This window comes from Bradyrhizobium jicamae (assembly GCF_018130695.1).
GTDB classification, from domain to species: domain Bacteria; phylum Pseudomonadota; class Alphaproteobacteria; order Rhizobiales; family Xanthobacteraceae; genus Bradyrhizobium; species Bradyrhizobium jicamae_B.
The window spans coordinates 190,135-216,578 of sequence record NZ_JAFCJX010000005.1; the positions used below are offsets into that span (position 1 = coordinate 190,135).

General features: G+C 64.4%; 27 protein-coding genes. 13 read left to right on the plus strand and 14 right to left on the minus strand.

Going from position 1 to position 26,444, the window contains the following annotated elements; all coding sequences use genetic code 11:
* Positions 1 to 6 precede the first annotated feature (6 nt).
* The 3 genes from JQ604_RS09170 to JQ604_RS09180 all read right to left on the minus strand — a co-directional run bounded on the left by JQ604_RS09170 (position 7) and on the right by JQ604_RS09180 (position 3,261).
* Complete coding sequence (locus JQ604_RS09170; protein WP_212355935.1) at positions 7 to 858, minus strand: carbohydrate ABC transporter permease; 852 nt, start codon at positions 856 to 858, stop codon at positions 7 to 9.
* Positions 858 to 1,739, minus strand: a complete 882-nt coding sequence (locus JQ604_RS09175) for a carbohydrate ABC transporter permease (protein ID WP_212355684.1) — start codon at positions 1,737 to 1,739, stop codon at positions 858 to 860. Before JQ604_RS09175 ends, JQ604_RS09170 begins: the two co-directional genes overlap by 1 nt.
* 82 nt (positions 1,740 to 1,821) lie before the next feature.
* Complete coding sequence (locus JQ604_RS09180; protein ID WP_212355685.1) at positions 1,822 to 3,261, minus strand: ABC transporter substrate-binding protein; 1,440 nt, start codon at positions 3,259 to 3,261, stop codon at positions 1,822 to 1,824.
* A gap of 314 nt (positions 3,262 to 3,575) precedes the next feature.
* Between JQ604_RS09180 and JQ604_RS09185 the strand changes: the two genes are divergently transcribed.
* The 6 genes from JQ604_RS09185 to JQ604_RS09210 all read left to right on the plus strand — a co-directional run bounded on the left by JQ604_RS09185 (position 3,576) and on the right by JQ604_RS09210 (position 9,608).
* Positions 3,576 to 4,460, plus strand: a complete 885-nt coding sequence (locus JQ604_RS09185) for a sugar phosphate isomerase/epimerase family protein (RefSeq protein WP_212355937.1) — start codon at positions 3,576 to 3,578, stop codon at positions 4,458 to 4,460.
* Positions 4,461 to 4,514: 54 nt separating this feature from the next.
* Positions 4,515 to 5,735, plus strand: a complete 1,221-nt coding sequence (locus JQ604_RS09190) for an ROK family transcriptional regulator (RefSeq protein WP_212355687.1) — start codon at positions 4,515 to 4,517, stop codon at positions 5,733 to 5,735.
* 112 nt (positions 5,736 to 5,847) lie between these two features.
* The gene (locus JQ604_RS09195; RefSeq protein WP_212355689.1) at positions 5,848 to 6,825 is read left to right on the plus strand and encodes a tagatose kinase; all 978 of its coding nucleotides are present in this window, start codon (positions 5,848 to 5,850) and stop codon (positions 6,823 to 6,825) included.
* A complete protein-coding gene (locus JQ604_RS09200) occupies positions 6,822 to 8,123 on the plus strand; it encodes a D-tagatose-bisphosphate aldolase, class II, non-catalytic subunit (protein ID WP_212355691.1) in 1,302 nt (433 codons plus the stop codon). The genes JQ604_RS09195 and JQ604_RS09200 overlap by 4 nt, the downstream gene beginning before the upstream one ends.
* A complete protein-coding gene (locus tag JQ604_RS09205) occupies positions 8,120 to 8,848 on the plus strand; it encodes an SDR family oxidoreductase (RefSeq protein ID WP_212355693.1) in 729 nt (242 codons plus the stop codon). The genes JQ604_RS09200 and JQ604_RS09205 overlap by 4 nt, the downstream gene beginning before the upstream one ends.
* A 28-nt stretch (positions 8,849 to 8,876) precedes the next feature.
* On the plus strand, positions 8,877 to 9,608 hold the full coding sequence (locus JQ604_RS09210) for an SDR family oxidoreductase (RefSeq protein WP_349631076.1): 732 nt from the start codon (positions 8,877 to 8,879) through the stop codon (positions 9,606 to 9,608).
* A 31-nt stretch (positions 9,609 to 9,639) separates the two neighbouring features.
* On the opposite strand, the gene JQ604_RS09215 is transcribed toward JQ604_RS09210, so the two are convergent.
* The 5 genes from JQ604_RS09215 to JQ604_RS09235 form a co-directional block, all read right to left on the minus strand.
* Positions 9,640 to 12,204 carry a cation-translocating P-type ATPase gene (locus JQ604_RS09215; RefSeq protein ID WP_212355695.1) on the minus strand — a complete coding sequence of 855 codons (2,565 nt, stop codon included), beginning with the start codon at positions 12,202 to 12,204 and terminating at the stop codon, positions 9,640 to 9,642.
* Positions 12,180 to 12,347: a hypothetical protein gene (locus tag JQ604_RS09220; protein ID WP_212355697.1), complete on the minus strand. Its 168-nt coding sequence runs from the start codon at positions 12,345 to 12,347 to the stop codon at positions 12,180 to 12,182. The genes JQ604_RS09215 and JQ604_RS09220 overlap by 25 nt, the downstream gene beginning before the upstream one ends.
* Before the next feature lie 150 nt (positions 12,348 to 12,497).
* Entirely contained in the window at positions 12,498 to 13,616 is a 1,119-nt protein-coding gene (locus JQ604_RS09225; RefSeq protein ID WP_212355701.1) for an ABC-type transport auxiliary lipoprotein family protein, read from the minus strand.
* A gap of 17 nt (positions 13,617 to 13,633) precedes the next feature.
* Entirely contained in the window at positions 13,634 to 14,377 is a 744-nt protein-coding gene (locus JQ604_RS09230) for an ABC transporter ATP-binding protein (RefSeq protein ID WP_212355703.1), read from the minus strand.
* Between the two features lie 2 nt (positions 14,378 to 14,379).
* Entirely contained in the window at positions 14,380 to 15,501 is a 1,122-nt protein-coding gene (locus JQ604_RS09235) for an MlaE family ABC transporter permease (protein WP_212355705.1), read from the minus strand.
* A gap of 174 nt (positions 15,502 to 15,675) precedes the next feature.
* Between JQ604_RS09235 and JQ604_RS09240 the strand changes: the two genes are divergently transcribed.
* Positions 15,676 to 16,086 (plus strand): hypothetical protein, encoded by a 411-nt coding sequence (locus JQ604_RS09240; RefSeq protein ID WP_212355707.1) that lies wholly within the window; start codon positions 15,676 to 15,678, stop codon positions 16,084 to 16,086.
* 71 nt (positions 16,087 to 16,157) lie between these two features.
* On the opposite strand, the gene JQ604_RS09245 is transcribed toward JQ604_RS09240, so the two are convergent.
* Genes JQ604_RS09245 through JQ604_RS09255 form a run of 3 tightly spaced genes read right to left on the minus strand, consistent with a single transcriptional unit; the run spans position 16,158 to position 18,927 of the window.
* Positions 16,158 to 17,969, minus strand: a complete 1,812-nt coding sequence (locus JQ604_RS09245) for a PHA/PHB synthase family protein (RefSeq protein ID WP_249158143.1) — start codon at positions 17,967 to 17,969, stop codon at positions 16,158 to 16,160.
* The gene (locus JQ604_RS09250) at positions 17,969 to 18,457 is read right to left on the minus strand and encodes a CBS domain-containing protein (RefSeq protein WP_212355709.1); all 489 of its coding nucleotides are present in this window, start codon (positions 18,455 to 18,457) and stop codon (positions 17,969 to 17,971) included. The genes JQ604_RS09245 and JQ604_RS09250 overlap by 1 nt, the downstream gene beginning before the upstream one ends.
* A gap of 20 nt (positions 18,458 to 18,477) precedes the next feature.
* Positions 18,478 to 18,927 carry a hypothetical protein gene (locus tag JQ604_RS09255; protein ID WP_212355711.1) on the minus strand — a complete coding sequence of 150 codons (450 nt, stop codon included), beginning with the start codon at positions 18,925 to 18,927 and terminating at the stop codon, positions 18,478 to 18,480.
* A 108-nt stretch (positions 18,928 to 19,035) separates the two neighbouring features.
* Here JQ604_RS09255 and JQ604_RS42125 point away from each other — a divergent pair, with 108 nt between their 5' ends.
* Positions 19,036 to 19,320, plus strand: coding sequence for a hypothetical protein (locus JQ604_RS42125; RefSeq protein WP_433996233.1), 285 nt, complete (start codon positions 19,036 to 19,038; stop codon positions 19,318 to 19,320).
* Between the two features lie 98 nt (positions 19,321 to 19,418).
* Positions 19,419 to 19,724, plus strand: coding sequence for a hypothetical protein (locus JQ604_RS09265; protein ID WP_212355715.1), 306 nt, complete (start codon positions 19,419 to 19,421; stop codon positions 19,722 to 19,724).
* Positions 19,725 to 19,742: 18 nt separating this feature from the next.
* On the opposite strand, the gene JQ604_RS09270 is transcribed toward JQ604_RS09265, so the two are convergent.
* Positions 19,743 to 22,493, minus strand: coding sequence for a bifunctional acetate--CoA ligase family protein/GNAT family N-acetyltransferase (locus JQ604_RS09270; RefSeq protein ID WP_212355717.1), 2,751 nt, complete (start codon positions 22,491 to 22,493; stop codon positions 19,743 to 19,745).
* Positions 22,475 to 22,951, minus strand: a complete 477-nt coding sequence (locus JQ604_RS09275; RefSeq protein WP_212355725.1) for a CBS domain-containing protein — start codon at positions 22,949 to 22,951, stop codon at positions 22,475 to 22,477. The genes JQ604_RS09270 and JQ604_RS09275 overlap by 19 nt, the downstream gene beginning before the upstream one ends.
* 222 nt (positions 22,952 to 23,173) lie before the next feature.
* Between JQ604_RS09275 and JQ604_RS09280 the strand changes: the two genes are divergently transcribed.
* The 4 genes from JQ604_RS09280 to JQ604_RS09295 all read left to right on the plus strand — a co-directional run bounded on the left by JQ604_RS09280 (position 23,174) and on the right by JQ604_RS09295 (position 25,439).
* A complete protein-coding gene (locus JQ604_RS09280; RefSeq protein WP_212355727.1) occupies positions 23,174 to 23,431 on the plus strand; it encodes a hypothetical protein in 258 nt (85 codons plus the stop codon).
* A 17-nt stretch (positions 23,432 to 23,448) separates the two neighbouring features.
* The gene (locus JQ604_RS09285) at positions 23,449 to 24,285 is read left to right on the plus strand and encodes a universal stress protein (RefSeq protein WP_212355729.1); all 837 of its coding nucleotides are present in this window, start codon (positions 23,449 to 23,451) and stop codon (positions 24,283 to 24,285) included.
* A 52-nt stretch (positions 24,286 to 24,337) separates the two neighbouring features.
* Positions 24,338 to 24,652: a c-type cytochrome gene (locus JQ604_RS09290; protein ID WP_212355943.1), complete on the plus strand. Its 315-nt coding sequence runs from the start codon at positions 24,338 to 24,340 to the stop codon at positions 24,650 to 24,652.
* 64 nt (positions 24,653 to 24,716) lie between these two features.
* Entirely contained in the window at positions 24,717 to 25,439 is a 723-nt protein-coding gene (locus tag JQ604_RS09295) for a CBS domain-containing protein (RefSeq protein ID WP_212355731.1), read from the plus strand.
* A gap of 192 nt (positions 25,440 to 25,631) precedes the next feature.
* Here JQ604_RS09295 and JQ604_RS09300 read toward each other — a convergent pair whose 3' ends face one another.
* Positions 25,632 to 26,306 (minus strand): helix-turn-helix domain-containing protein, encoded by a 675-nt coding sequence (locus JQ604_RS09300; protein ID WP_249158144.1) that lies wholly within the window; start codon positions 26,304 to 26,306, stop codon positions 25,632 to 25,634.
* Between the last annotated feature and the right edge of the window lie 138 nt (positions 26,307 to 26,444).

Below are 26,444 nucleotides of genomic sequence, written 5' to 3' on the forward strand. Positions count from 1 at the left end.
ATCGGCTCATTCCTTCACTGCGCCGAAGGTCAGGCCGGCAACAATATGCCGTTGAACCAGGCCGAGGAAGACGAGCGCCGGCACCAGCGTCAGGGAGGCCGTCGCCGCCATCTGTCCCCAATTGGTGCCGGTCACGGTGACGAACTCGGCAAGGCCGGTCGTGATGGTGCGGGCGTTGACGCTGGTCAGCGTCGCCGCGAACAGATATTCGTTCCAGGCGAACACCCAGGTGAGGATGGCGGTCACCGCAAGGCCCGGCCGCGCCAGCGGGAGGATCACTCCGGTCAGCACCTGCCAGGTGTTGCAGCCGTCGACCATCGCCGCTTCGTCGAGTTCTTTCGGGATCGCATCGATGATCCCGCGCAACGTCCAGATCGCAAACGGCAGATTGAAAACGCAGTAGAGCAAGACGAGCCCGATGCGGGTGTCATACAGGCTGAACGAGCCGATCGTGAAGGTCTGGGTGAACAGCAGGAACAGCGGCAGCAGAAAAACCGCTGGCGGCGCCATGCGGTTGGTGATGGTCCAGAAGAAGATGTTCTCCTTGCCGACCAGCCGGTAGCGCGACAGCGCATAGGTGGCAAACAGCGCCAGCGTGGTGACGAGCAGCGCATTCGCCGTCGAGATGATGATCGAGTTGACCATGTAGCGCTGGAACGTCGGATTGGTCAGCGTCGCCGTATAATTCTCCACGAAGAAGCTGCGGATGATGAAGTTCGGTGCGCCGAACAGCTCGACCCGACTCTTCGCCGAAACCACGAACATCCAGTAGATCGGAAACAGCGTGATCAGGCTCGCGACAATCCAGAAGACGAAAGTGAGCCAGCCGCCTCCGGGCTTGTAGGGAAAACGTCGCATCATTCGGACCTCGGAAGTTCGCGCCGCGCCACCAGGGCCACATACATGAGCCAGCAGAGCAGGATCGTCACATAGAGGGTGAGAAGCGACATCGCTGCGCCATAGCCGTAGTCGGTCTTCGGAAAGACCACTCGCCAGATGTGCAGACCGACGTAACGGGTCGCCGCGGCCGGACCGCCACCGGTCAGCATCCAGACCTCGTCGACGGTGCGCAGCGCATCCATCACCCGGATGAAGACCGTGGCCAGGATCGCCGGCTTCAGCAGCGGAAGGGTGATGTACCAAAACACCTGCAGCCGGCTTGCGCCGTCGATCTGCGCCTGCTCGAACGGCTCCTTCGGCAGCGAGGAGATCGCCGCGAGCAGGGTCAGGGTGACGAGCGGCGTCCAGTGCCAGACGTCCATGATGACGGTGGCCGCGAACGCCTGGTCGGCGAAGCTTCCGATTCTGAGATCGAAGCCGAACCATCGATCGAGATAGTATGGCAAGGGCCCGAGCCCGGGAACGGTGAGAAGCCGCCACGTGGCGCCCACCGCGATCGGCGCGACCATCAGCGGCAGCGTGTGAATGGTCCGGAAGAAGCCCTTGAACGGAATATCCCGCATCAGGAGTTGAGCGAGCAGATAGCCGAGCACGATCTCGCTGAGCACGGCAAAGAAAGTGAAGCCGAAGGTCAGCCACAGCGAGTGCAGAAAGGCATCGTCGAACACGAGGCGACGAAAGTTCTGCACGCCGGCGAAATGCGCCGTCGGGTCGGCTGCAAAACTGTTCCAGTTGGTGAATCCAACGACCAGAACGTAGATGAACGGCCCCAGCCCGAACACCAGAAGAATGACAAGTGTCGGCGCGAGGAGGAGCCAGCCTGTGATCGGTGATCGCATCGGAACGGGCCGGTCGAGGTTCGAGTGGTGCTGGATCGGCCGGAAGAGCCGGAGCACAATGCCCCGGCTCTTCCCCGAACGATTACTTGCGATAGCCGAGCTGGGTCAGTTCGGCCTCGGCCGCATCCGCCATCTTGTCGAGAGCTTGTTGCGGCGTCAGCTCACCGGTGATGGCACGGTAGAAGATCGGCGCGACCGCCTCGCGGACCTGAGCATGGAACGGATAGGTCGGTGCGCCCGCGAAGAGCTTCCCCTTCTCCTTCATCAGCGTGTAGTAGTGGTCCGTCTTCTCGTCCTGCGCCTTCACCTTCGGGTCGTCATAGGTCGACTTCAGCGTGATGCGCGAACCGGCGACTGCCCAATCTGCCTGCACCGATGGCTGGCCGATGAATTCGAGGAACAGGAGCGCGGCATCCTTGTTCTTCGACGACGTCGGGATCGCGAAGGCGCCACCGTCGAAATAGCCGATATAGCCCTTGCCGGACTCGGCATCCGCCAGCACGCCCGGCTCGAGCGGCGGCAGTGCGACCCCGACCTTGCCGACGACTTTCGACTTCGACTCGTTGGTCGCGATCCAGGCGGCGTTTTCGCCGTAGACCAGGCCCTGCGCGGCACGCCCGGCCGCAAAGGTCGCCGCGACTTCATCCCAGGTGCTCTGGGTGGATTCCGGCGGCGCGTATTTCAGATTGTTCAGGAACCAGGTCAGCGCCGCCACCGCCTGCGGGCCGTTCATCGAGCCGCCGTTCTTGACGCTGGCGGCGTAATTCTTCTTGGCGTCGATGCCCCAGTTGTAGACGCCGAAGGTCGGCTCGACGCTTTCGACGAACTCGTACCAGGAGGCAGGATGGCCGGTGTGGGCCTGCACCGTGCTGCCCCAGAGCTGCATGTCCTTGCTCTTGCCCCACTGCGTGAAGAACTCGGCAATGTCGGTATACTGCTTGTGATCCTTGGGCGGCGCGAGATCCCAGCCGTACTTGGCCTTGAATGCCTTCTGCACCTCGGGATCGCCGAACAGGTCCTTCCGATAGAGATAGGTCTTGATGAAGGACTCCATCGGAACGGCGAAGAGGTCGTTGCCCTTGGTGGGATCCTTGAAGTAGTCGATGAAGGTCGTGAAGTTCGCGGGATCGAAATCCGCCGCCTTCAGGCCGGGCTTGTCTGCCATGGCCTTGGTGAGATCGACCAGGAAGCTGCGCGCCAGATAGCTGTAGATGATGTCCTGCTCGATATAGACCACGTCATAAAGGCCGGTCTTGGCCTCCATATCCTTGATCTCCTTGTCGAACATCTGGTCCCAGGAGGTCGTCTCGAATTCGACCTTGATACCGGTCGCCTTGGTGAATGCCGGCGCAAGCACATCCTTCACGTAGTTGGACGGCGGCGTGCTCTCGGTGACGCCGCGGATCGTGGTGCCTTTCAAATCCTTCGCGGCATCCGACCAGAAGTCAGCCCAGGCCGGCACCGCGCCCGACACAAGTCCGACAGCGAGCGCAACTACACTGACCGTAGCTCTAAGCCTCATTTACTCCTCCCATGTGGTCGTTTGTGTCGTTCGGCGTCTCAGCCGAGGAGCGGACTCCTATACAAAAAAGGAACCCTTCGCAAATGTTTGTTGTATAAAAATACAAATTATATTCCGTGGAGATATACACTTTTGCGCTGCAACGAGCATACAACTAGCTGATATAGCTATCTTAATACCTGAAGGTGGTGAAATTTTTCTCATCCTCTGCAAAATTCTTCGCACAAGCACAATCAACGCCCGCTCGCACCAATATTTTGTTGTTTGTTAGAACAAAAAAGGCTAAGCGAGGCAAAACAAGAGGAGGTTTGCCCATGCGGCGTCTCGGAATTCATTCGTTTGTCTGGACCGGTGGCCAAACCCAGGACGGGCTGGAAATGGCGCTGGAAAAGTCAGCAGCCTGCGGATATCGCACCATCGAATTCGCCTACCTCCGGCCCGAGAAATTCGATCTCGACCGCCTGGCGCGCAGGGCGCAGTCGCTGGATCTCGAGATCGGCGTGACGATGGGCTTGCCGCGTGAGGCCGATATCTCGAGCGAGGACGCAGCGGTCGTCCGCCGCGGTGAAGAGCTGCTCGCCAACGCGGTCAAGGCTGTCCGCGACATCGGAGGCAACAAGCTGGGCGGCATCCTCTACTCGGCGCACACCAAATACAACGCGATGCCCACCGAAGGCGGCTGGAAAAACAGCGTCGCCGCCATTGCCAAAACCGCGGAGCTCGCCAAGGCTGCCGGTGTCGACCTGGTGCTGGAGCTCGTCAATCGCTTCGAAACCAACCTGCTCAACACCACGGCGCAGGGATTGAAGTTCATCGAGGAGACAGGGTCGGACCATGTCCGGCTTCATCTCGACACCTTCCACATGAATATCGAAGAGGCCAACCCTGCGGCCGCGATCCGGCTCGCCGGAAGCAAGCTCGGCTATTTCCATATCGGCGAGAGCAATCGTGGGTATCTCGGTGATGGCGTGATCAATTTCGATCTGATTTTTGACGCGCTGCTCGATATCGATTACCAACGGGATATCGTGTTCGAAAGCTTCTCCACTGCGGTCGTCGATGAAGGGCTGTCGCTTGCCTGCGCGATCTGGCGCGACACCTGGACCGACAACCGGCCCCTGGCGGAGCATGCGAAACGGTTCATCGAGCTGAAGTACGCCGAAGCGCAGCGCCGCCGTGCGACCTGCGCCCGGCCATGAGAGTGCCGTGATCGACAGGATCGCCTCGGGCTTCACGAGGCCGAGGACCGGACCGTGAATGAATTCGCCTCGCTGGGAAGCTCGCCACGCCGGATACGCCAGAACAACGCCGTCGCTGCCCTTCAGGCCCTGCATCGACTTGGACGCCTCAGTCGTGCCGAGCTCGCCCGGACCATGGGGCTGAACCGGTCTTCTTCCGGCAATATCATCGCTGAACTGACCGCTGCCGGCTTCGTGCGCGCGGTTCAGGAGGACGCTTCGGCACCTTCCGGACATGTACGTGCGGGCCGCCCGGGAATCCTGCTGGAGCTGTCGCCCGAGGCGGCGTTCTTCCTCGGCACCGAGATCGGTGTCGAGCATATCACGACCGTCGAAATCGACCTTGCCGCAAACATCGTCCGCAGCTCGATCGAGCCGTTCGACGGACGTTCGGTTCCGGTGGAAGAGGCGATCAGGCGCGCGGTGGAGCAGACCTTTCGCGATATTCCCCCGCACCGGCTCAGCCTCTGCGAGGGTTTCGGCCTCTCGGCGCCGGCCCAGATGGACGGCAATGGGCACGCGTCGATCGCTCCGATCCTCGGCTGGCGAGACGTCGATCTGAGCGCGCTCGCCAAGGCGACCTTGCCGATCGATGTCCCGGTGCTGGCGGAGAATGACGCCAACGCATTTGCGATCGGCGCGACCTACACGCAGGCCGATGCGCGGTCGGGCGTCACCATGTTCCTGGTGATCGAGAGCGGCGTCGGCGGCGGCATTGCCATCGACGGCAAGCTGTTTCGCGGCGGGCGAGGCCTCGCCGGCGAAGTCGGCCATCTCAAAGTGCCCAACCGCGAGGAGCGCAATCTGGAGCAGGCGATCGGTCTCGGCCGCGTCATCGCCAAATACCAGTCGAGCACCGGACGACAGGATGTCGGACTGGCCGACTTTCTCAGGGACGTCAACGACCGCGAGCCCAACGCCGTCGTCATCGCCGAGGATTGGGCGCAGACACTGGCGTTCGCGATCGTGCAGGTGTCGCGGCTGATCGATCCGGATCGAATCGTGCTCGGCGGCTCGCTGGCTAAACTCTATCCGCTGGTTGCCGCGCGCGTCGCGGCCCACGTCAGGGAATTGCAGGCCCCTACCTTCCCGATCCCCGACATCATCCTGAACGAGAGCGCCGCTTGGGGATCCGCCTTCGGGGCTGCCTGCATGATGCATCAGCGGTTCCTGTCTCTGGACAATGAGCGCTTCGCCGACGATCCAGCACCTGATGGAGCCACCAAAAACTCCTGAGTTTTTGCGGCCCACAATATGTTGCCTTAAGATACAAATTAGGTTAGACCGACCTTTGACGGCGGGCTCGGCAAGATGGCCTCGCGGATCGCGCAAGGGAGGGTCAGGCCGCATGACAAGTCTCGCTCCTGACGCCCTGGGGCCGACGGTAACCATTGGCGAGATACTCGTAGAGATCGTCGCAACGTCCGAAGGCGAAGGCTTTCGCGAACCTCTCAACCTGATCGGCCCTTTCCCGAGCGGGGCGCCCGCGATCTTCATCGATCAATGCGCCAGGATCGGCGGATCGGCGGGAATCGTCGGCGCCGTCGGCGACGATGATTTCGGCAAGGTCAACATCGACCGCCTGCAGCGCGACGGCGTCGACGTTTCCGCTGTTGCGGTCAGCACCGACCACCCCACGGGCAGCGCCTTCGTCCGCTACCGTCCCGACGGCTCGCGCGATTTCGTCTTCAACATCGCAAAGTCCGCAGCCGCGCTCATCGAATGGACGCCGCAGGTCGCGCGCCTGGTGAACCGTGCCGGCCATCTGCACATCATGGGGACGGTGTTTGCGATGCCCTCGGCGTGGGAGATCACCAGACGTGCCGCCGACATCATCAAGGCGCGCGGCGGCAGCCTGTCGCTGGACCCTAACCTGCGCAAGGAGCTGATCGGTCACGGGCAGACGCGCGAGCGGCTCGAACAGCTCATGGCCATGTCCGATCTGATCCTGCCCTCGGGCCCCGAGCTCGCGCTCGCGACGGGCATCGCGGACGAGCGGGCGGCCGTGCAGTCGCTGCTTGAGCGCGGCGTCGGCGAGATCGTGGTCAAGCGCGGCGACGCCGGCTCGACCTACTATGGCAGACATGGCGTGCGCATCGATTGCGCCGCCTTTCTCGTCGACGAACTCGACCCGACCGGCGCGGGGGACTGCTTTGGTGGCGCCTATGTCGGCTGCCGCCGTCTGGGCCTCGAGCCCGCCGAAGCGCTGACCTACGCCAACGCGGCCGGCGCACGCAACGTCACGGTTCGGGGGCCGATGGAGGGCGCGGCGACGCGCGCAGAGCTCGACGACTTCATGGCGCGGACCGAGAGGGCCCGCCCGTGACGGCAACGTTGCAGCATCTGGTGGCGTCGCGGCGTCATGGCCGACCGGAAGGCATCACCTCCGTGTGCTCTGCCCATCCGCTCGTGCTGCGCGCCGCGCTTCGTCAGGGCCGCGAGCATGGATCAAGCGTCCTGATCGAAGCGACGTGCAACCAGGTCAACCATCTCGGCGGCTACACCGGACTGCAGCCCGGTGACTTCGTCTCCCTGGTCAGGACAATCGCCGACGAGGAAGCATTCCCGGCCGAGCGCATCATTCTTGGCGGCGATCATCTCGGGCCCAATCCATGGCGCGACCGCCCGGCAGAGGATGCGATGAACGAAGCCGAAAAGATGGTCGCCGCCTTCATCAGGGCCGGCTTTCGCAAGATCCATCTCGACGCATCCATGGGGTGCAAGGGCGAGCCGGCAGCGCTCGATGACGAGGCGACGGCGCAACGCGCCCTCAGGATCGCCGAAGTCGCCGAGCAGGTCGCAAAGGGCGCCGGCGGCGCCATGCCGTTCTATGTCATCGGGACGGAGGTGCCGCCTCCCGGCGGCGCGGATCATGTCCTGACCGCGGTCGAGCCCACCTCCCGCGCAGCGGCGCGGCAAACCATCAAGGTGCATCGGGAGCTGTTCGGGAAGGCAGGCCTGGACGACGCCTTCTCTCGCGTGGTCGGTCTCGTCGTGCAGCCGGGCGTGGAGTTCGGCAATCACAATGTCATTCGCTACCGCCGCGACAAGGCACGGGACCTCTCCGGCCTGCTCGATGACGAGCCGCACTTCGTGTTTGAAGCGCATTCAACCGACTATCAGGGACGCGAGCCCCTCGGTGAGCTGGTCGACGACGGCTGGGCCATTCTCAAAGTAGGTCCCGAGCTCACCTTCGTGCTGCGCGAGGCACTCTATGCGCTCGATCTGATGGCGTCCGACCTGTTGCCGGATTATGGCCAGCGCCCGCTCTACGCGACGATGGAGCGGCTGATGTCGGCGCAGCCGAACAACTGGAAGGGACATTACGACGGGAACGAGCCCGAACGCCGGCTGCTTCGACACTACTCGTTCTCCGATCGGATCAGGTATTACTGGGTCGCGCCGGAAGCGAAGGCCGCGGTCAAACGCCTCGTCGATGCGCTCCATGGCGTGCGCGTTCCAGCCTCCCTGCTCCGTCAACACCTTCCCGCCGGCGAACATTTCGCCTCCGCGCCGCTCGATCCGGAAGCGGTCGTGATCTGGCGCATCGCGCGAAGCCTCGATGACTATCACGCCGCTTGCCGCGGCAACCGACAAAACCAGAGAAGGGAAGCACGTCCATGACAAGGACCCTGCAAGGCAAGATCGCCGCCGTGACTGGAGCTGCGTCCGGTATCGGCCTCGCCAGCACTGAGGCGATGATCGCCGTCGGCGCGCGGGTGGTGCTGATCGACCGCGACGAGCGCGCGCTGCAGACGATCTGCAGCAAGCACGGGGATTCCGCGATCCCCCTGGTGATCGACCTGCTCGATCCGAAGCAATGCGCCTCCCTGCTTGACGGCATCCTCGCCAGGACTGACCGGCTCGACATCCTGCATGTCAACGCCGGATCCTATATCGGCGGCGATCTGATCGATGCCGAGCTCGATGCCATCGACCGGATGGTCAACCTGAACGTCAACGTGGCGATAAAAAACGTGCGGACCGTCGTGCCTCACATGATCGCGCGCGGCAGCGGCGACATCGTCGTCACGAGCTCGGTCGCAGGTCACTATCCGGTTCCGTGGGAGCCGGTCTACTCCGCCTCCAAATGGGCCATGACCTGCTTCGTCCAGACCATGCGCCGCCAGCTCAACAAGCACGGCATTCGCGTCGGATCGGTTTCGCCGGGCCCCGTCGCCACCGCGTTGCTCGCCGATTGGCCGGAAGAGAACCTGAGGAAGGCGAAGGAGTCCGGCAGCATCATCGAGGCGACCGCAGTTGCCGACGCTGTGATCTTCATGCTGACCCGTCCGCGCAACGTGACCATCCGCGACGTCGTCGTGCTGCCGACGAATTTCGACATCTGACAGAACACCGGCGATCGAGGAGGTTCAGGTGGCCGATCTGTCCGGATTGACTGTTCTCATCACCGGCGCCGCGGGCGGCATCGGAACGGAGATGGCCAGGACGTTCGCCGCCGCCGGTGCAAGGCTCGTGCTGGTCGACGTCGTCAGCGCGGCCGAGCTCGCAGAGCAGCTCGGCGCCGGCCATCGCGCCTACAGCCTCGACCTGCAGGATCCCGCGGCGATTGCATCGCTGGTGCCGAAGATGGGTGATGCGTGCGGCATCGACATCCTGATCAACAATGCCGGGATCGGAATTGTCGCGCCTGCGGAGCAGCAGTCCGTTGAGGGATGGGACCGCGCGCACGCCATCAACCTGCGCGCGCCCTGGCTGATGGCCGTTGCCGCGCTACCCTATCTGAAGGCCTCCGGCCGCGGGCGCATCATCAACATCGCCTCGCAAGCGGCCGTTGTTGCCATTGCCGAACATGCCGCCTACGCGGCGAGCAAAGCTGGCCTCGTCGCCCTCACGAAAGTGCTTGCGCTCGAATGGGCACAGCATGGGATCACGGTCAATGCGATCTCGCCGACCGTCGTGGAAACGCCGATGGCGATGGTCGGCTGGTCAGGCGAGAAAGGCGAGAACGCCCGGAAGGAAATCCCCGTCGGGCGCTTTGCGCAACCCCGCGAGATCGCGTCCGCCGCACTCTATCTGGCATCGAAAGACGCTGGCATCGTCACCGGCGAGAATCTGATCATGGACGGCGGGTACACCATACGCTGAGCCTGCCGGCGCAGCACGGCGGCTGTCCTGGTCACGAACGAAGCCGCAACGCCCAGATCGGTTTGAGCAGTTCGAGGACCACCAGCAGCACCACCCCTGAACCGACTGTGACAGCGAGGTCGTCAAGGTGCAGAGGTCCGAATCGAAACAGGCTCGAGGCCGGAGGCCACAGCAACGTCGTCGTGAGGATGCCGATAACTGCGATCAATATCCATCCGAGCGCCTGGTTTGGACGCAAGAAGGCGGACGAATAGGAAGCGTTGAAGGATCGATTTGCGAGAACCAGACCGACGATACACACGACGAGGGAGAAAAAGGCGAGCGCTCGAGCTTCGTCCGCCGGCATACCGGCTCGAAGCGCGAGAACAAAGACAAGTGTCACCAGGACAAAGGCCAGCGCTCCCTGGAGGACGCTCCAGCCGATAAGAGCCCACGTGAACAAAGGACTGTCGGTTCGCCTTGGCGGCCGGCTCATGACATCACGCTCCTCCCGCTCGCCTTCGAATACGAGCGAGCAGACGGGATCGATGATCAGTTCCAGAAAGGCGATGTGAACGGGGCTGAAGATCAAAGGCAAGCCGAAGAACAGCGGAAGCAGGGCAAGGCCGGCGATCGGGACGTGCACGGCAAAGACAAATGCCATCGCTTTTCGCAGATTGTCGTAAATGCGGCGGCCGAGCCGGATCGCCGCCACGATGGATCCGAAGTCGTCATCCAGCAGCACGATCGAGGATGCCTCGCGTGCCACGTCGGTGCCGCGCCCGCCCATCGCGATACCGATGTGAGCCGCCTTCAGCGATGGCGCATCGTTCACGCCGTCGCCGGTCATTGCGACGACCGCGCCATCGGCCTTCATCGCCTGAACGATGCGGAGCTTCTGATCCGGCGTGATTCGCGCGAAGACGTTCACGCTTCGCGCGGCCTGCGCCAAGGTGAGATCATCCATGACCCCGATCTGGTCGCCCGTGACGACGCTGCCGGCGTCGAGCCCGGCTTGCCTTGCGATTGCACCCGCGGTCGCCGGATAGTCGCCCGTGATCATGACGATACGGATTCCGGCGGCGCGACATTCCCGCACCGCATTCGGAACGCTTGGACGGAGCGGATCGGCAAGTCCGATCAACCCCAAGAACCGAAAGTTGAAGTCCTCCTGCGAGCCCGGGAGTGCCGCACCGTGATGAACCACAGCGGCGATTCCGAGCACGCGCAGTCCATTTCCGGCCATCACCTCGACTGCGTCCTTCATCGCCGCGCGATCCGACGGGTCCAGCCTGCAAAGTCGAGCGATGGCCTCAGGCGCGCCTTTGGCGGCGGCCAATGCTTCGCCATCGGCTCCGCGCCAGACCTGCGTCATGGCCAGCAGATCGGGCCGCAGGCCATAGCTCTGCATCAGCTTCCGATCGCCCGCCGGCCTGTCAGCTTCCGGCAGCGCATCGCGCGCAAAAGCATGAAATGCCTGCTCCATGGGATCGAACGGCTCCGGCGCGCTTGCAAGGACGCTGCAGCGCACCAGTTCCACGAATTCCGGTCCGATATGACCCGGCTTGATCAGCGCGGCCTGGATACATGCGCCGCCGAGGAGCCGCAGGTCTGCCACCGACATCCGGTTCTGCGTCAGAGTCCCGGTCTTGTCGGTGCACAGGACGGTGGCAGAGCCGAGCGTCTCAATGGTCGCAGCGCGCCGCGTCAGCACACGCGCCTTTGAAATCCGCCACGCGCCCATCGCCATGAAGACGGTGAGGATCACCGGAAATTCTTCCGGAAGCATCGACATGCCGATCGCAATGCCGCCGAGCAACGCCTGCAGCCAGTCACCGCGCAGGGTGCCGTAAAGCAGGACGGCGGCAAGGCTGACCGCGGCGCCACCGATGCCGCAAAATCGCACCAGCCTCGCCGTCTGCTGCTGCAGCCGAGGCGGCTCCGGCTGCACGGCATTGAGCGACTGCCCTATCTTCCCGATCTCGCTGCGCGGGCCGGTCGCGGTGACCGACGCAAGGCCCCAGCCTCGGACGACCAGCGAGCCGGAATACACGACCGGCTGATCGTCGCCACCCGGCCGGGAATTGACCAAGGCGGGCTTCCCGGCAGCCTGTTTGCGAACCGGCACCGACTCACCCGTCAGCAGGGATTCGTCGACCTCGAGATCGCGCCCGTCGATCAGCATCGCATCGGCAGGGATGCGATCCCCCTCGCCGAGAGCGACGAGATCTCCACGCACGACATCCCGGCCAGCGATGCGGCGACGCTCGCCGTCACGAATGACGAGCGCCCGCGGGCTGGTCAAATCGCGCAAGGCCTCCAGCACACGTTCGGTCCGCGCCTCCTGCACGACCGTGATCACGATCGACATGGCCCCGAAGGCAAGCAGCAGCAGCGCTTCTCCGAGATCGCCGAGCAACAGGTAAATCAGGCCGCCGCACACCAGCAGCGCGAGCATGGGCTCACGCAAGACCTCGACGACGATCCGCGGCCAGGTTCGGCGCTCAGAGCGAGGCAACTCGTTATGGCCTTCCGCCCGGAGACGGGCTGCGGCCTCGGCACTGGTCAGTCCCGCCGACGTGCGGACCGCGCTCACGTTTTCTGTCGGAGCGCCCATAGGCTTCCAATCGCCAGCACAATGAGCGCGAGCACGACGGCGACCCAGGTCTGGATGAGTTCGAAGTTCAGGGCGTCACGCGCAACGAAAAGCGCGGTGAGCAATCCCGCAACCACGAAGACGAGGCGGAGTATGACGCTCATGGCTTGGTCTCCCTGACAGGGCGTCCGGACAAGTCTCTTTCGGATTGCGCCGGGGCAAAAGCCCGGCGTCAACGATCTGGAAACGGGTAGCCGACACAACGACTGCTCACGTTGAGCTAAATCAAGCGCGTTCGGCGAGCACGGAACGCGTTATCGCCCGGAACGGCCAACCCAGGCGATGAGTTTGGTCGCAAGCGCCCCGAATGCCTGGTCGAACGCGGCTGCCGCGGTGGCGGGCGCGAGCTTGTCGATCGCGCGGGCCTCCTCGAAGATATTCGCGGTCTGCTGCCGTCCGTTGGTGTCGACGATCCGCGCCGACAGGGCAATCACCGCCGTTGGCTGCGGCTGCGGCCCGAGCGATATCTCGAAGCGCCTGAGGTCGAGCAGCAGGCGCGACGTTCCCTCGACGCCGCTGTCATGACGCAGCGGCGCGTGTGCAATGTCGACATTCTCGAAACTCTGGATCAAGCGCGTCTGCACCAGAATGGGCAGACTCTCGCTCCATTGCGCGTCGGGAAAATCGCGGTCCTGCTCATCCGGAGAGAACAGGAAGCGCTGGGTTTGCAGCCGCGTGATGGCGGTCGGCTCGGCCAGCACCAACGGGCCGGGCAGCGCCATGACGTGTCCCGGCTCGAAGCGGTCGACCGCGTGCAGGTCGTAGACCAGCTTGCGCGGCGGCGTCGCGCCGCTGCCCGTCATGCGTTCAAGCCCGGCGACGATGCCATCGAGCTTCGGCGTGTTGCGCGCGAGTCCCTCCGCAAACGTGCTGAGATTGCCGATCGTATCGTGCAGCGCCGCCGCGTTGTCGGACAGAACGCCGTCGACGCGGCGCAACGCATCGCGCGCCGCCTGGGTCACGCTTTGCCCCGCGCCTTTTTCGGCGACCAGCGGGCCGCGCACCGGCGGCGCATCGGGATTGTCGCCGCCTTCGAGCGTCACGACGGGAACACCCGTCAGCCCCTGGAAGTCGAGGCTGACGCGGGTATCCTCGCGAACCGGGGTTTGCTCGGCGACGGCGATGGTGACACGAACATCGCGCGGCCGATCCCGGACCAGATCGAGCCGGGTCACCTCGCCCACCCGGATCCCGTTGAACAGCACGCCGGCACCGACCAGCAACCCCGGCACGGGACCGTTGAAGACGAGCTGGTAGCTCTCGCGCTTGCCGATGCTACCGACATTGTTCAGCCAGTACACGAAGCCGAACACGGCCAGGATCGCCGACAATACGAACACTCCGACAACGACATAGGGGGCGCGAATTTCCATGTATGTCTCTCTCTACGCTATCGGCCGAGACCCAGCATCTGCGCGCGAGCGCCATGAAAGTACGCCTTGACCCAGGGATGATCGGACGCGAGCACCGACGACAGCGATCCGATGGCCGCGATCCTGCCATCGGCGAGCGCCGCGACGCGGTCGCAAACCGCCTGCAGGCTGTTCAGGTCATGCGTCACCATGAACACGGTGAACCGCAACGTCCGGTGCAATGTCCGGATCAGCGCGTCGAACTCGCCGGCGGCGATCGGATCGAGGCCGGAGGTTGGCTCATCCAGGAACAGCAGCGCGGGATCCAGCGCCAGCGCGCGCGCGAGCGCGACACGCTTGGTCATGCCGCCGGACAGCTCGGACGGAAGCTTGTTGCCGTCGTCGCGGCTGAGGCCGACCATTTCGAGCTTTGCGTCGGCGATCTCGTCGAGCAATTGCGGCGAAAGGTTCGCTTTCTCGCGCAACGGAAGCTGGATGTTCTGCCGCGCGGTAAGCGCCGAGAACAACGCGCCCTGCTGGAACAGGATGCCCCAGCCCCGCACACCGGCACTGCTGGCATCGGCGGCGAACGCGATCTCGCCGCTGCGCTTTGGCAGCAGACCGACGAGAGTGCGCATCAGCACCGATTTTCCGCCGCCTGACGCGCCGACCAGGCCGAGGATCTCGCCGTCACGCACGTCGAGATCAAGGTGGTCGAGGATCGTCTTCCTGCCGAAGCCGACCACGAGGTCACGAATATGGATCGCCGGCGCGTCGGTCATGGCTACATTCCGATCGAAGCGAAGAACACGGCAAACAGGCCGTCGAGCACGATGACCAGAAAGATCGACTTCACGACCGAGGACGTCGTCTGCTGCCCGAGCGACTCCGCGCTGCCCTTGACGCTCAGGCCCTGCGCGGCGGCGACGAGGCCAATGACGAGCGCCATGAACGGCGCCTTGATGATACCGACTTCGAAATGCGTGACCGAGACCGCCTCGTGCAGCCGCGCGATGAAGATCGCGGGGCTCATCCCGCCATAGAGCCAGGCGACCAGTCCGCCGCCATAAAGCGCGGCGAGCGATCCGAGAAAGGCCAGAATGGGCAGTGCGACGATCAGCGCCAGGATCCGCGGCAGGATGAGCACCGCGACGGGATCAAGTCCCATGGTGCTGAGCGCATCGATCTCCTCGCGCATCTTCATCGCGCCGATCTCGGCGGTGTAGGCGCTGCCCGACCGCCCCGCGACCATGATGGCGACGATCAGGACGCCGATCTCGCGCAACACCAGGATGCCGACCATGTCGACGACGTAGGATTCCGCGCCGAAGCGGCGAAAATGGAAGATGCCCTGCTGGGCGATGATCGCGCCGATCAGGAAGGTGATCAGCACCATGATCGGCACGGCCTGCCAACCGACCCGCCCGAGCTGATAGACCGTCGAGGTCAGGCGGAACGAGCGCGGATGCCGGAGCGCGCCAAGCAGGGCGGCACTGAATGCGCCGAACATATGCAGGAAGGCAGCCGCATCGGACATCAGACGTTGGCCGCCGCTCCCGATCTGGTCGAGCTTCTGGAGGACAGGATTGACGGGTGACGGCTGAGCAGAACCGCCGCGGTTGAGCCGCTGCACTTGCCGCATCAGGTCGCCATGGGGACCGTCAACGCCGGTGATGGCGGTTTGCGCCGGCCGCGCGACATTACCACGCGCAGTCCTCTCCAGCAGCCAGGCTCCAATCGTATCCAGCGCCGTCACGCGCCGCAGGTCGATGGATTTCACGCCGGTACCGGCCGCGCGTTCGCACAGGCGTTCCAGCGCCTCGACGTTGGCGAGATTCCAGGCACCGCCCGCATCGAACGCATGCGGATCGGCCGCGCTGACCTGCAATGTTGGGACGTTGCTCAAGACGCCACTCCACTTTCGGGAGCAGCTTAGGACGGCGCGAGGCGGATGGTTTGACTTAACGCAAGCGACGCCATCGGCGGCGTTTGAGCCAAATCAAGGGCGTGGCGGCGCGCCCGGCTAACATTGGTGCAATTCGACCGAACCGTCCTCGCCGAACCATTCAGGAGCCCCGCGATGAACCGGCCTGCCTTCAAGCCGCTGCAGAACACCTCGTTACCGCATTCGTTCAGGCAAATCCGGCTTGAGCGGGCGCGCGAGCACGATCATCCGGAGGGCACGTCGGCGATCGCCTATGTCGTGATCGCACCACTGGACATGGTGTCTCGGATCGACGCCGAAGTCTGGAAGGATCACAAGGAGGCCTGCCGCGTGGTCCGGCAGCGGCCCGCCGAGACCGACCAGCTCGGGCATCTCGTGCACGGCCCAGGCGGGCGCTGGCGTTTCCATTATGATGTCACGGGTGCCACGACAGATGAGGCCGGATACCATTTCGGCGACGAATGCTTCCGGCTCGGCGAATACGTGTCGGTTCGCGAGGCTGACGGCACCCATGCCTATCGGGTCGTCGCCGTCACTCCGCTCTGATCCCGCACATCGCGGCCGCGAGGCCTGCGCATGTACGCCATGATCCTTCACTCTTTGGATGGACGTCCCAGTCAATGCTGCAGGACGTAGCGTCCCGGCGCATCTTCGAGCACGGCGCCCTGGACCGCGCGGATCGACTGCGGCGCCGGAATTGCCTCACTGGAATGGGCAACGAGGAAGTGAGCCCATTCCGGCCACCAGGACCCTTCGCGCCTGACCGCCCTTTTCAACCACTCGTCAGGTCCAAGGTAAGGCGCATCAGCGGCTTTCTGCAGAACCTGGTAGCTGAGCCCCTCCTTTGAGGGAGGTGCTACGATGCCGGCATTGTGGCCGCCGCTCGCCAGCACAAAGGTGATATCTGCATCCGCGAGCAGGTGGATCTTGTGGGTCGACCGCCACGGCGCGACGTGGTCACGGGCGGCGCCCACAACGAACATGGGAACGTGGAGATCGGACAGCGCAACCGGCTGCCCGTCGGCCAGGTAGCGGCCCTCGGCCAGGTCGTTGTTGAGGAACAGCCCGCGCAAATACTCGGAATGCATCCGATAGGGCATACGCGTGGCGTCGGCATTCCACGACATCAAGTCGTTCGGCGCGGCACGCTCACCCAAGAGATAGTCGCGGATCAGCCGGGACCAGATCAGATCGTTCGATCGGAGCAGCCGGAACGCGCCAGCCATTTGCGCGGCCTCCAGGACGCCGCGCTGCCACATCATGTCTTCGAGAAACGCGACCTGGCTCTCGTTCATGAACAGCGTCAGCTCGCCTGCCTCGGTGAAGTCGACCTGGGCCGCAAGCAGCGTCACCGACCGCAGGCAGTCGGGCCGCTCCTTGCGCAGCCGTGCCGCAGCGATCGCAAGCAGCGTTCCGCCGAGACAGTAGCCCGCCGCGTGAATCGCACGACCGGGCACGAGTTGATTGATTGCGGCGATCGCCGCGTCGACGCCGAGCTTGCGGTAGTCGTCAAGGCCCAGCTCGCGATCTTCGGCGCCGGGGTTGCGCCAGGAGATCATGAACACGGTGAAGCCACGCGCGATCAGGAAGCGCACCAGCGAATTTTGGGGCGAGAGATCGAGAATGTAATATTTCATGATCCAGGCCGGCACGATCAGAATCGGCTCGGGCCGGACGTCCGCCGTGGTCGGCGAATACTGGATCAGTTCGATCAGCGCGTTGCGATAGACCACCTTGCCCCTGGTGACCGCGACGTCCTTGCCGACGACGAAGCGTTCGGCCTCGGATGGCCGCGAGCCGAACAGACTGGCGCAATCCTCCAGCCAATTGAGCCAACCGGAAACGAAGTTGCCGCCACCGGACATCACGACGCGACGCCATATGTCGGGATTGCTGACCGCAAAATTCGACGGCGCGACGGTATCGAAACACTGCCGAATGACGAAATCGGCGATCGCCGCATTGTGCCCGGACACGCCGCGCAAATCGCGCGTGGCCGAATGCCACCATTGTTGGCCGAGCAGAAACGCCTGTGCCATGACGTTGTACGGCGGCAACGTCCAATCGCGACCGCTGAACCTGTTGTCGCCGCCCTGCGGCTTGATCACGGACCAGGGCTGCCAGTCGGCATGCGGAATGGAGATCATGCCCGCCAGCCGAGAGCCGTCGCCGATGGCCTTCCTCGCAAGCTCCAGCCCCTTGCCGGGTGATGCAGCAAGGTGCAGGGACCAGTCGGCGAAGGCGAGAATGAGACTCGCAGGTGAAAGACCGCCGGTCCACCTGGCGAGCGACGCACGGACCATGCGGTCGAGAGAGTCGCTCAAGTCAGGCGTATGGGCCGCAGGCGACGATTGGACGAAATCTCCGGCCGGCGGCGCATCATCCTTGGCCGAAGACATGGACGGGCGCGACATCGCCTGATTGTGCATCACGTCCCTCCCCGGCGGCCCTCGGACTCCTGAACGCCCCCCTGATTCAGGCGGAGCGACAGCGCCGCGAGCAATTCCCGCCGGCTGACGATACCGAGCACGGCGCCGCCGTTGACGACCGGCACCTGCGCAATGTCGTAGAGGTCCATCTGCGCCACGACATCGTCGAGCGACGCATCGACGCCGACGGTGATTGGAGAAGAGCTCATCATCGCCCCGACATTCAGCGTATGCATTCGCTTGCGCTCCGGGCTGTTTTCGTCGATGGCGAAGAACGCCTCCAACCAGTTCCCGGCCGGTGGACTGACGCCCAGTTCGCTGCGATGCAGGAAGTCCCCCTCCGAGACCATGCCGACCAGTTCACCGGCGTCATTGACGACGGGGAGCCCGCGCTGATCAGTCTCGAGCAGCAGTTGAACCGCGTCGCGCACCGTGGCAGTCACCTTCACGGTCGCGAACGACGTTCGCATGACGTCTGTCGCCAGCATGGTCGCCTCCCGCGCTCGTGCTAGGCTTGTTCCCGCACGTCGGCAGGCGGATTCGGCGCCGCATTGCTCACCAGGATCTGAGCCAGCCTGGCAGCGTTATCGACTGCACGTTCGCCATGCTTCAGGACGCGTTCCATGTCCCGCCGCACGAATTCCAGTTGATGCTGTGCACACTCCCGATACGCCGCGCCGTAGTCCCTGACCGAATGCGCTTCTGCCAGCTTGGCGATCAGTTCGTTGAACAATGTGGTCTCGACGGCAATCCGTTCGACGAACTCCTTGTTCGCGAACGTCATCTCGTCCCAAAGCACGTCGCGCAAGCCGTTCAGGATCGAAAATGCGTAACGGTTGGCTCCGACAAGGCGCGAGCCGACGTCGGTCCCGAGTTGCTCGGACTCGGCGGCGTCGGGCTTCACGTCACCGTAGCCGGCGGCCGGTTCCGCGATCTTCCTCGATACAATGGCATCCATGATTGCCTCCCGGGCTGGATAAGCGTGATTTGAGCCATCTCATCACAGCCGCGGCCTTGGACGTTGACAGAGGTCAAACGGAGAGACCTCAGGCGCAGGATTTTGGGCATGAACCGTCACCAAGCCGATGCCGGCATCCTGCTCACCTCAACGCGAGCGGGGCTCGTGCCGCGTGTTCACGCCCAGCAATGTGTAGAGCGGGCAGTAGGCGAAAAACGCCGTTACAACCAGGGTGAAGCCGATCGTTGCTGCGGCGACTTCCGCCGGTCCGAGCGGGGCACCCCTTACGGGAAATGCCAGCAAGGCCAGGCCGACGACAATTCGAACGTATCGGTCGATACTTCCAACATTGTAGATCATGGCAAAGTGCCTCCGATTTTAGGCAGCATTTGAGCACAACGGCTCTCGTGCGGATTGATGCCGGTCAAATCGGTGGGCGCCCGAAGCCAATATAGAGAGGTTGGCCTTGATCTGGCGCAAGGATGCGTTGAGTGCGCAGGCTCAACATGACAACCTGCGACGTCATGAGCTCACTCACGCAGGAACCCGCGATGGACGCCTCCGTTCAGTTTATCGCCATACCGTTCGACCTGACCAGCGACGGCCTTCGCGCGGGTGAAAGCTTCAAGTGCGCCAGCGCCGCATCGGCCATTGAGCGCGCCAAGGGATTTTGGCAGGTGCTCGGACACTCGGGCGCCGTTGCGATCGTCACGATCGGCTATCCCCCGACAGAGACGACCATCCTCCGGCGTTTCGGCGTGGTGCCGGACGAATTGCCGGTTGAACCGCTGCCGTGATCGCGACGCCCGCTCGCTCTACGGTGTCGTGCCCTTTGACCGGATCAGGATATCGGCGCCGACGGCATCGACAAAGGGGAGAGCGAGGTCCAGCACGACGTCGACAATGCTGTGATCCTCCGGATCGGCCGTGACCTTGAAGCCGAGGTCGCGGCACATCTGCAGCATCGTGGAGTTCTCGGCCAGCACCTGGCCGGACAGCCGCTTCAGTCCTTCCGACCTGGCATAGTGGATCAAAAGCTGCATCAAGGCCCAGCCGAGCCCTTTGCCCTTGAGATCGGACTGCAGCAGGATGGCGTATTCGCCGTTCTCATAGAGCGAGTCAGAGTGCAGGCGAACCGCGCCCATCATCTCGCCGGTCGCCGGATCCAGCGCCACGAAGGCCATCGCCCGCGCGTAGTCGAGCTGGGTCAGGCGCGCGACGAACGAATGCGAAAACTCCTTCATCGCGTGGAAGAAGCGCAGCCTGAGATCCTCGGCTGTGACGCGCGCAAGGAAGCTGTGCACCGCCGGCTCGTCTTCCGGCCGCATCGGTCGCACCACGACATGCGAGCCGTCGCGCAGCGCGAGCTCGCCTTCCCATTGCGAGGGATAGGGCCTGACGGCGAGCCTGGTGTGACCGGCGAACAGCCGCGCCGGCTTGCGGATCGCGACGCGCGCGTCGAGCGCGATGACGCCGCTCTCGTCCGCGAGCAGCGGATTGATGTCGAGCTCGGCGATCTCAGGGATATCCGCGGCCATCTGCGCCAGCTTGACCAAGGTGAGCGGCACGGCGTCGACCGGAACCGCGCCGACATCGCGATAGGCGGAAAGCAGGCGGGAGACCCGCGTCCGTTTCACCAGATCGCGCGCGAGATTCATGTCGAGCGGCGGCAGCGCCAGCGCCTTGTCGTTGATCACCTCGACAGCGGTGCCGCCGCGGCCGAACACAATCACCGGGCCGAAGGTCGGATCGTCGGCAATGCCGACGATCAATTCGCGTGGCGCGTGGCGGACGATCATCGGCTGGATCGTGACGCCCTGCAGGCTGGCGTCGGGCCGTGCGCTGCGCGCCCGCGCAAGCACCGTCCGGACACCCTCGACGACGCCATCGCGTGTGCGCAAGCCGAGGATGACGCCGCCGACATCGGATTTGTGCCGGATGTCGCGCGAGTCCACCTTGACCGCGACCGCATGTCCCGAGCCGAGGAACGGCGCGGCCTTGTCGGCGGCCTCCTCGGCGTCGCGCGCGGCAATGGTCGGGACGATCGGAATCTCGTAGGCATCGAACAAGGCGACGATCTCGACCGGATCAAGCCAGCTCCGCCCTTCCGCCATTACCTTGGCGACGACGCGCCGCGCCGCCGCCGCGTCGGGCGTGAACGCCGCAGCGACGCTCGGCGGGGTCGCCGCGAGCGCGGTCGAGGCCTCGCGGTATCGCACCAGATGCATGAAAGCGCGCACCGCGTCATCTTCGGTCGGGAAATGCGGAATGCGCGCACCCTCGAAGATGGCGCCCGTGCGCTCGTCGGCGCCGGCCCAGGCGGCGAGCGCCAGCATGCTGACGGCGCTGCGCTTGGCGCGGCGCTCCTGCACGCATTGCGCCACCACCTCGGCAATGCCTTCGGTCGGCGCGACCGCCGTCTCCACGTTCATCACGAGAACGGCGTCGCTGTTGGCATCGTCGAGCAGCGCGTTGAGCGCGCTCGTGTAGCGCGCCGCATCGGCATCACCCGCGATATCGACGGGATTGGCCTGTGACCAGCCGCGCGGCAGCACCTCGTCGAGTCTCGCCACGGTCTCCGCGGTCAGGGTCGCGGGAACGCCGCCGAGCTCGGCCAGGCGGTCGGTCGCGAGAATGCCGAGCCCGCCGCCATTGGTGAGGATCGCCAGCCGGTTGCCCCGCGGCACGAAACCGCGGCCAAGCAGCTCGGCGCAATCAAACAGCTCGCGCAGATCGAACACCCGCAGCATGCCGGCGCGGCGGAAGGCGGCGTCATAGACCGCATCCGAGCCCGCCAGCGCGCCGGTATGCGTCGCGGCCGCCTTCGCGCCCTGCGCCATCCGGCCCGATTTGACGACGATGACCGGCTTCAGCCGAGCCGCGGCGCGCGCGGCCGACATGAATTTGCGCGCATCCTTGATGGCCTCGAGATAGAGCAGGATCGCCCGCGTATGGTCATCGAGCGCGAAATAATCCAGCAAGTCCGCAACGTCGACGTCGAGCTGGTCACCGATCGAGACCACGCCCGAAAAGCCGAGCTGCCGCTCCGCCGCCCATTCGACCATCGCGGCGGCGACGGCGCCGGACTGCGAGATCAGCGCGAGCTGACCATCGGTCGCTTTGTGGGCGGCAAAGCTCGCGTTCAGCTTGGCACGCGGCACCATCATGCCAAGGCAATTCGGTCCGATCAAGCGCATGCCATGCGCGCGCGCCGTCAGTCCGACGGTCTCCGCAATCGAGCCCGCGCCGTGGCCGAGACCCGCCGACAGGATGACAGCGCCGGCGACGCCCAGTGCGGCCGCATCCCTGACGATGTCGGGTATAGCTGCCGGCGGTGCGGTGATGACGATGAGATCGGGAACGAACGGGACCGACTTGATGTCCGGAAACGCGGACTCGCCGTCGACCGTCGCGTGCCTGGGATTGACCACCGCGATGCGGCCGGCGAAGCCGCACGCCTTGATATTGCCGAGCACGGCCCGCCCCAGGGATGAGGCTCGGGAACTCCCACCGACGATGGCGATGCTTCGAGGGGAGAAAAGCCGCTCTAGGCCAAACGTAGACATTGCACGGTCTCGCAGGGAACGAGCGGCGGCGCCCGTCGCTTCGTGCAACGCGCCAGCGCCCGCATCAGATCCTCTCGCGCGACAATACCGAGCAGATGGCGATATTTGTCAACCACGGGCAGGCTCTTCAGGCGATGTGTGACCATCAGTTGAAGGACACGCTGCAGGTTGGTGTCCGGCTCGACCGCAATCACCTCACACGACATGATCTCGTCGACCGTCGTGCCCATGCGATCGTCATAATGCGGCAGCATCTCGCCAGGCGTGAACGCGAACACTTTCAGCGCATCGAGCTTGGTGACGAAACCGATCACGATATCGTCCCGGACCACCGGATAGGCGTCATAATCGTCCGCCGCGAACAGCCGGTACAGGTCGCCGACCGTCATTTCCGGAGCCACGCTCCGCACCGACGGCGTCATGTTGGTCTCGACGGTCTCCTGGAGGAATTCGTACATGGCTGATCCTGCGCGGTGGGTTTCAATCGGCGATCGGTGGGGTTACGTCGTCGCTTCGACGGTGGAATCTAGCGCAAGACGACGCATCAACGTTGACCGGGATCAACGTGGAACCAGGAATATCCGGGCATCATGTTGCCACGATCGCGGCGCGGCTCCGGCCATCCGCCCACGGAAATTCAGACCTGACCGGTCCGTCAGCGCTCGCAATGGAGGCTCCTCATGATGCGACGGTTGGCTATTCTCCTGGCCGGCAGCGGCGCGTTCGCGCTGGTGCTCGCCGTGACCTACAATCGATTTTTCTCGAACATCCTGCCGCTGGCAACCACCGAGCCACAGTCGCTGTGGCGGTTCGAGACGGCCTTCGTCCTGACATCGATTACATGGATCGCGGCCGCGGTGGCGGCGCTCTCCGCCATGGGCCTCCTGCTGTTCCTGATTAGGAGCCCCCACGCCCGCCTCGATGGTCCCGAAGACTGAAAATACGGAGAACGGCGATGTTCCGGAACGTCCTGGTTCATATTCCCACCGAGCGGTCGGCGCGTCCCGCCGTGGACTGCTCCATCTCTTTCGCAATGGGCACCGGCGCGCATCTCGATGCGATTGCGATCGGCTATGAGGCGACCAACATCCCGTTCGCGGCCGAAGGCGGCGCGGCCGTCGTATCGATCTACGAGGTCGAGCGTGAACGGGCGCTCGAGCGTGCGGAGTCGGCGCTGCGCATGTTCGGCACGGCGGCGCGCAACGCCGATATTTCCTATGCGACCCGTGCCATCAGCGCGATCCCGGCGGATGCCTCGGCGATCATCGGCGCGAGCGCGCGGCTGCATGACCTCACGATCGTCACGCAACCACAGCCCGGCAATGACAGCTATGACGACAGCATTCCGCAGGATGTGCTGTTCCAGGCGGGCGGCCCCGTGCTGTTCGCACCGTTCACCTTCCATGGCGCGTTCTCGGCCAAGCGGATCGGCATCTGCTGGGACGGCAGCCGGCTCGCGGCGCGGGCGCTGCGCGACGCCATGCCGCTGCTGCGGCAGGCCGATGCGCTGACCGTGATCGCCGTCACCGGGTCCGATCCGCCGCCGGCAGAATGCTCCGCCGATGCCCTGGTTCGGCATCTCGCAAGGTCGGGACTGCCCGCCCAGATCGACTCGTTCCCGTCGGCGCGGTCCGATATCCAACCGGCGATCCTGTCGATCGCGGCGGACGAAAGCCTCGATCTGCTTGTGATGGGCGGCTTTGGCCACTCGCGGCTGCAGGAAACCCTGCTCGGCGGCGTCACGCGTCAGATGCTGCGGTCCATGACCGTACCTGTCTTGATGTCGCACTGAAGGTGGAACTCATATGAGACAGGTCAGGTATTCCCGGCGTGTCCTCGGCGGTATGCTCGTGACGCTGGCGCTGAGTGCAACGGCAATGCCGGCCATCGGCGCCAACGTCGACCAGGGCCGCCGGCTGGCCGGGCTCTACTGCGCCCGCTGTCACGCCATCGACAAGGTGAGCCCGAGCCCGCTGAAGATCGCACCGCCGTTCCGGACGCTGCACGAGCGCTACCCGGTCGGAATGCTCGAGGAGGCGCTCGCGGAAGGAATTGTCACCGGCCATCCGAGCATGCCGCAATTCAGCTTCGAGCCGGATCAGGTCGGCGACTTCATCGCCTTCCTGAAATCGCTGGAAAGCGACAAAGCCCGCCCTTGAGGCAGATCAACGGGTTCGTCGCACGGCGGCCTATTGTTTCCTTCGCCACATCAGGAGGTTCGACATGCGCGCCCATCAGATCATGAAGAAGCACATCATCAGCGTCAGCCCGCAGACATCGATCCTCGATGCCGCCAACACCATGCTGCGCAACCACATCAGCGGCCTGCCGGTGCTGGACGAAAAGGGCGCGCTGAAGGGCGTTGTCTCCGAAGGCGATTTCCTGCGCCGCGCCGAGGTCGGCACCGGGCGCAAGCGCTCGGCCTGGCTCGAGCTGTTCACCGGCGTCGGCCGCGCCGCCACCGATTTCGTCCATGAGCGCGGCCGCAAGGTCGAGGATGTCATGACCGAAAACCCCGTCACCATCGACGAGCAGACGCCGCTCGACGAGATCGTGCATCTCATGCACAAGCATGGCGTCAAGCGATTGCCCGTGATGAACGGCCAGGCCCTGGTCGGGATCGTCACCCGTTCGGACATCCTGCAGGCGGTGGCGTCGATGGCGCGGGACGTTCCCGATCCGACCGCCGACGACGGCCATATCCGCGACCGCATCGTGCGCGCGATGGACGAAACGGCGTGGCGTCCGGCCGGTTTCCAGGTCTGGGTCCGCAACGGCGTCGTGCATCTCCACGGCGTGATCTTCGACGATCGCGCCCGCCAGGCCGCGATCGTGCTGGCCGAGAACACCGCCGGCGTCAAAGAGGTTCACGATCACCTCTGCTTCGTCGACGGCTATTCCGGTTTTTATGTTGAATCGCCCGAGGACGTGAAGGCTGCGAGCTGAGGGCGTAGCGCAGGCCTCTCCATGGCCGTCCGAAGGACGGCGTCGCGTGCGCTCGCCTATGTCGGCCATCCACGCCTGTTCTTTCGCTGGAAGCCAAGACGTGGATGCCCGGGACAAGCCCGGGCATGACGAGTTTGTGGAGGCCGCGCCGTATCTCATTCGGGTGGCCAACGGTTCGCCTGAAGAGAAGCTTCACGCGTTCAGTCGGGCGAGCTCCGCGCGGTTGCGCAGATCGACGCGGCGGGAGGTCTGCAGCGCAATCGTGCCCGATTGCACGAACTGGGTGAAGGTCCGCGACACCGTCTCGATCGTCAGGCCGAGATAGTCGGCGATATCCTGGCGGGACATCGTCAGGTCGACGGACGAGGTGCGCGCGTTACGGGTCGCCATTTCGAGCAGGAAGCCGGCGACGCGCTGTTCTGCGCTCTTGATCAGGATCAATGCGTGCTGCTGGACGCGCTGCAATTCACGGGTGGTCAGCGACCAGAGCTGGCGGGCGAGATCGGTCTCGTGCTCGGCCCGCGCCAGCACCGCGGAGCGCTTGGCAACGACGACCTGGGCGTCGGAGACGGCTTCCGCCGACGCGCAATGCACGTCACCGGCCTCGACGCCGAAGATGTCGCCCGGCAGGTAGAAGCCACTGATCTGGCGGCGGCCGTCGTCGAGCATCTTGAAAGTGCGGACCGTGCCCGTGATCACCTGATAGAGGTAATCGGCAGGCTCGTCCTCGCCGTAGATCTCCTCATTGCGGGCAAACCGCATCGGCGCGCCGATCATCGCCAGCGGCCCCTTGGGCAGCGCGATCGAGCGAACGGGAGCAGAGGTACGTCCGTAGGCGGGAGCAAGGGGAGCAGAGGTGGCGAGCATGGCGTGAACTCCGGCGTTTGATCTGCGCCAAAACTCGCCGATTTCCACCACGCACGAAATTTGGATATTTCCCCTAAGTATAATCCCGTAGCCGCCGGGGGGACGGCCGCGCGGGCTCCGGTAGCCCTACGGTATCGA

Excerpts from the sequence above, each read along its gene's own strand:
- JQ604_RS09170 (WP_212355935.1), bottom strand. The coding sequence starts at position 858 with ATGCGACGTTTTCCCTACAAGCCCGGAGGCGGCTGGCTCACTTTCGTC.
- JQ604_RS09175 (WP_212355684.1), bottom strand. The coding sequence starts at position 1,739 with ATGCGATCACCGATCACAGGCTGGCTCCTCCTCGCGCCGACACTTGTC.
- JQ604_RS09180 (WP_212355685.1), bottom strand. The coding sequence starts at position 3,261 with ATGAGGCTTAGAGCTACGGTCAGTGTAGTTGCGCTCGCTGTCGGACTT.
- JQ604_RS09185 (WP_212355937.1), top strand. The coding sequence starts at position 3,576 with ATGCGGCGTCTCGGAATTCATTCGTTTGTCTGGACCGGTGGCCAAACC.
- JQ604_RS09195 (WP_212355689.1), top strand. The coding sequence starts at position 5,848 with ATGACAAGTCTCGCTCCTGACGCCCTGGGGCCGACGGTAACCATTGGC.
- JQ604_RS09205 (WP_212355693.1), top strand. The coding sequence starts at position 8,120 with ATGACAAGGACCCTGCAAGGCAAGATCGCCGCCGTGACTGGAGCTGCG.
- JQ604_RS09215 (WP_212355695.1), bottom strand. The coding sequence starts at position 12,204 with ATGGGCGCTCCGACAGAAAACGTGAGCGCGGTCCGCACGTCGGCGGGA.
- JQ604_RS09220 (WP_212355697.1), bottom strand. The coding sequence starts at position 12,347 with ATGAGCGTCATACTCCGCCTCGTCTTCGTGGTTGCGGGATTGCTCACC.
- JQ604_RS09225 (WP_212355701.1), bottom strand. The coding sequence starts at position 13,616 with ATGGAAATTCGCGCCCCCTATGTCGTTGTCGGAGTGTTCGTATTGTCG.
- JQ604_RS09230 (WP_212355703.1), bottom strand. The coding sequence starts at position 14,377 with ATGACCGACGCGCCGGCGATCCATATTCGTGACCTCGTGGTCGGCTTC.
- JQ604_RS09240 (WP_212355707.1), top strand. The coding sequence starts at position 15,676 with ATGAACCGGCCTGCCTTCAAGCCGCTGCAGAACACCTCGTTACCGCAT.
- JQ604_RS09245 (WP_249158143.1), bottom strand. The coding sequence starts at position 17,969 with ATGCACAATCAGGCGATGTCGCGCCCGTCCATGTCTTCGGCCAAGGAT.
- JQ604_RS09250 (WP_212355709.1), bottom strand. The coding sequence starts at position 18,457 with ATGCTGGCGACAGACGTCATGCGAACGTCGTTCGCGACCGTGAAGGTG.
- JQ604_RS09255 (WP_212355711.1), bottom strand. The coding sequence starts at position 18,927 with ATGGATGCCATTGTATCGAGGAAGATCGCGGAACCGGCCGCCGGCTAC.
- JQ604_RS42125 (WP_433996233.1), top strand. The coding sequence starts at position 19,036 with ATGAACCGTCACCAAGCCGATGCCGGCATCCTGCTCACCTCAACGCGA.
- JQ604_RS09270 (WP_212355717.1), bottom strand. The coding sequence starts at position 22,493 with ATGTCTACGTTTGGCCTAGAGCGGCTTTTCTCCCCTCGAAGCATCGCC.
- JQ604_RS09275 (WP_212355725.1), bottom strand. The coding sequence starts at position 22,951 with ATGTACGAATTCCTCCAGGAGACCGTCGAGACCAACATGACGCCGTCG.
- JQ604_RS09280 (WP_212355727.1), top strand. The coding sequence starts at position 23,174 with ATGATGCGACGGTTGGCTATTCTCCTGGCCGGCAGCGGCGCGTTCGCG.
- JQ604_RS09285 (WP_212355729.1), top strand. The coding sequence starts at position 23,449 with ATGTTCCGGAACGTCCTGGTTCATATTCCCACCGAGCGGTCGGCGCGT.
- JQ604_RS09290 (WP_212355943.1), top strand. The coding sequence starts at position 24,338 with ATGCTCGTGACGCTGGCGCTGAGTGCAACGGCAATGCCGGCCATCGGC.
- JQ604_RS09295 (WP_212355731.1), top strand. The coding sequence starts at position 24,717 with ATGCGCGCCCATCAGATCATGAAGAAGCACATCATCAGCGTCAGCCCG.
- JQ604_RS09300 (WP_249158144.1), bottom strand. The coding sequence starts at position 26,306 with ATGCTCGCCACCTCTGCTCCCCTTGCTCCCGCCTACGGACGTACCTCT.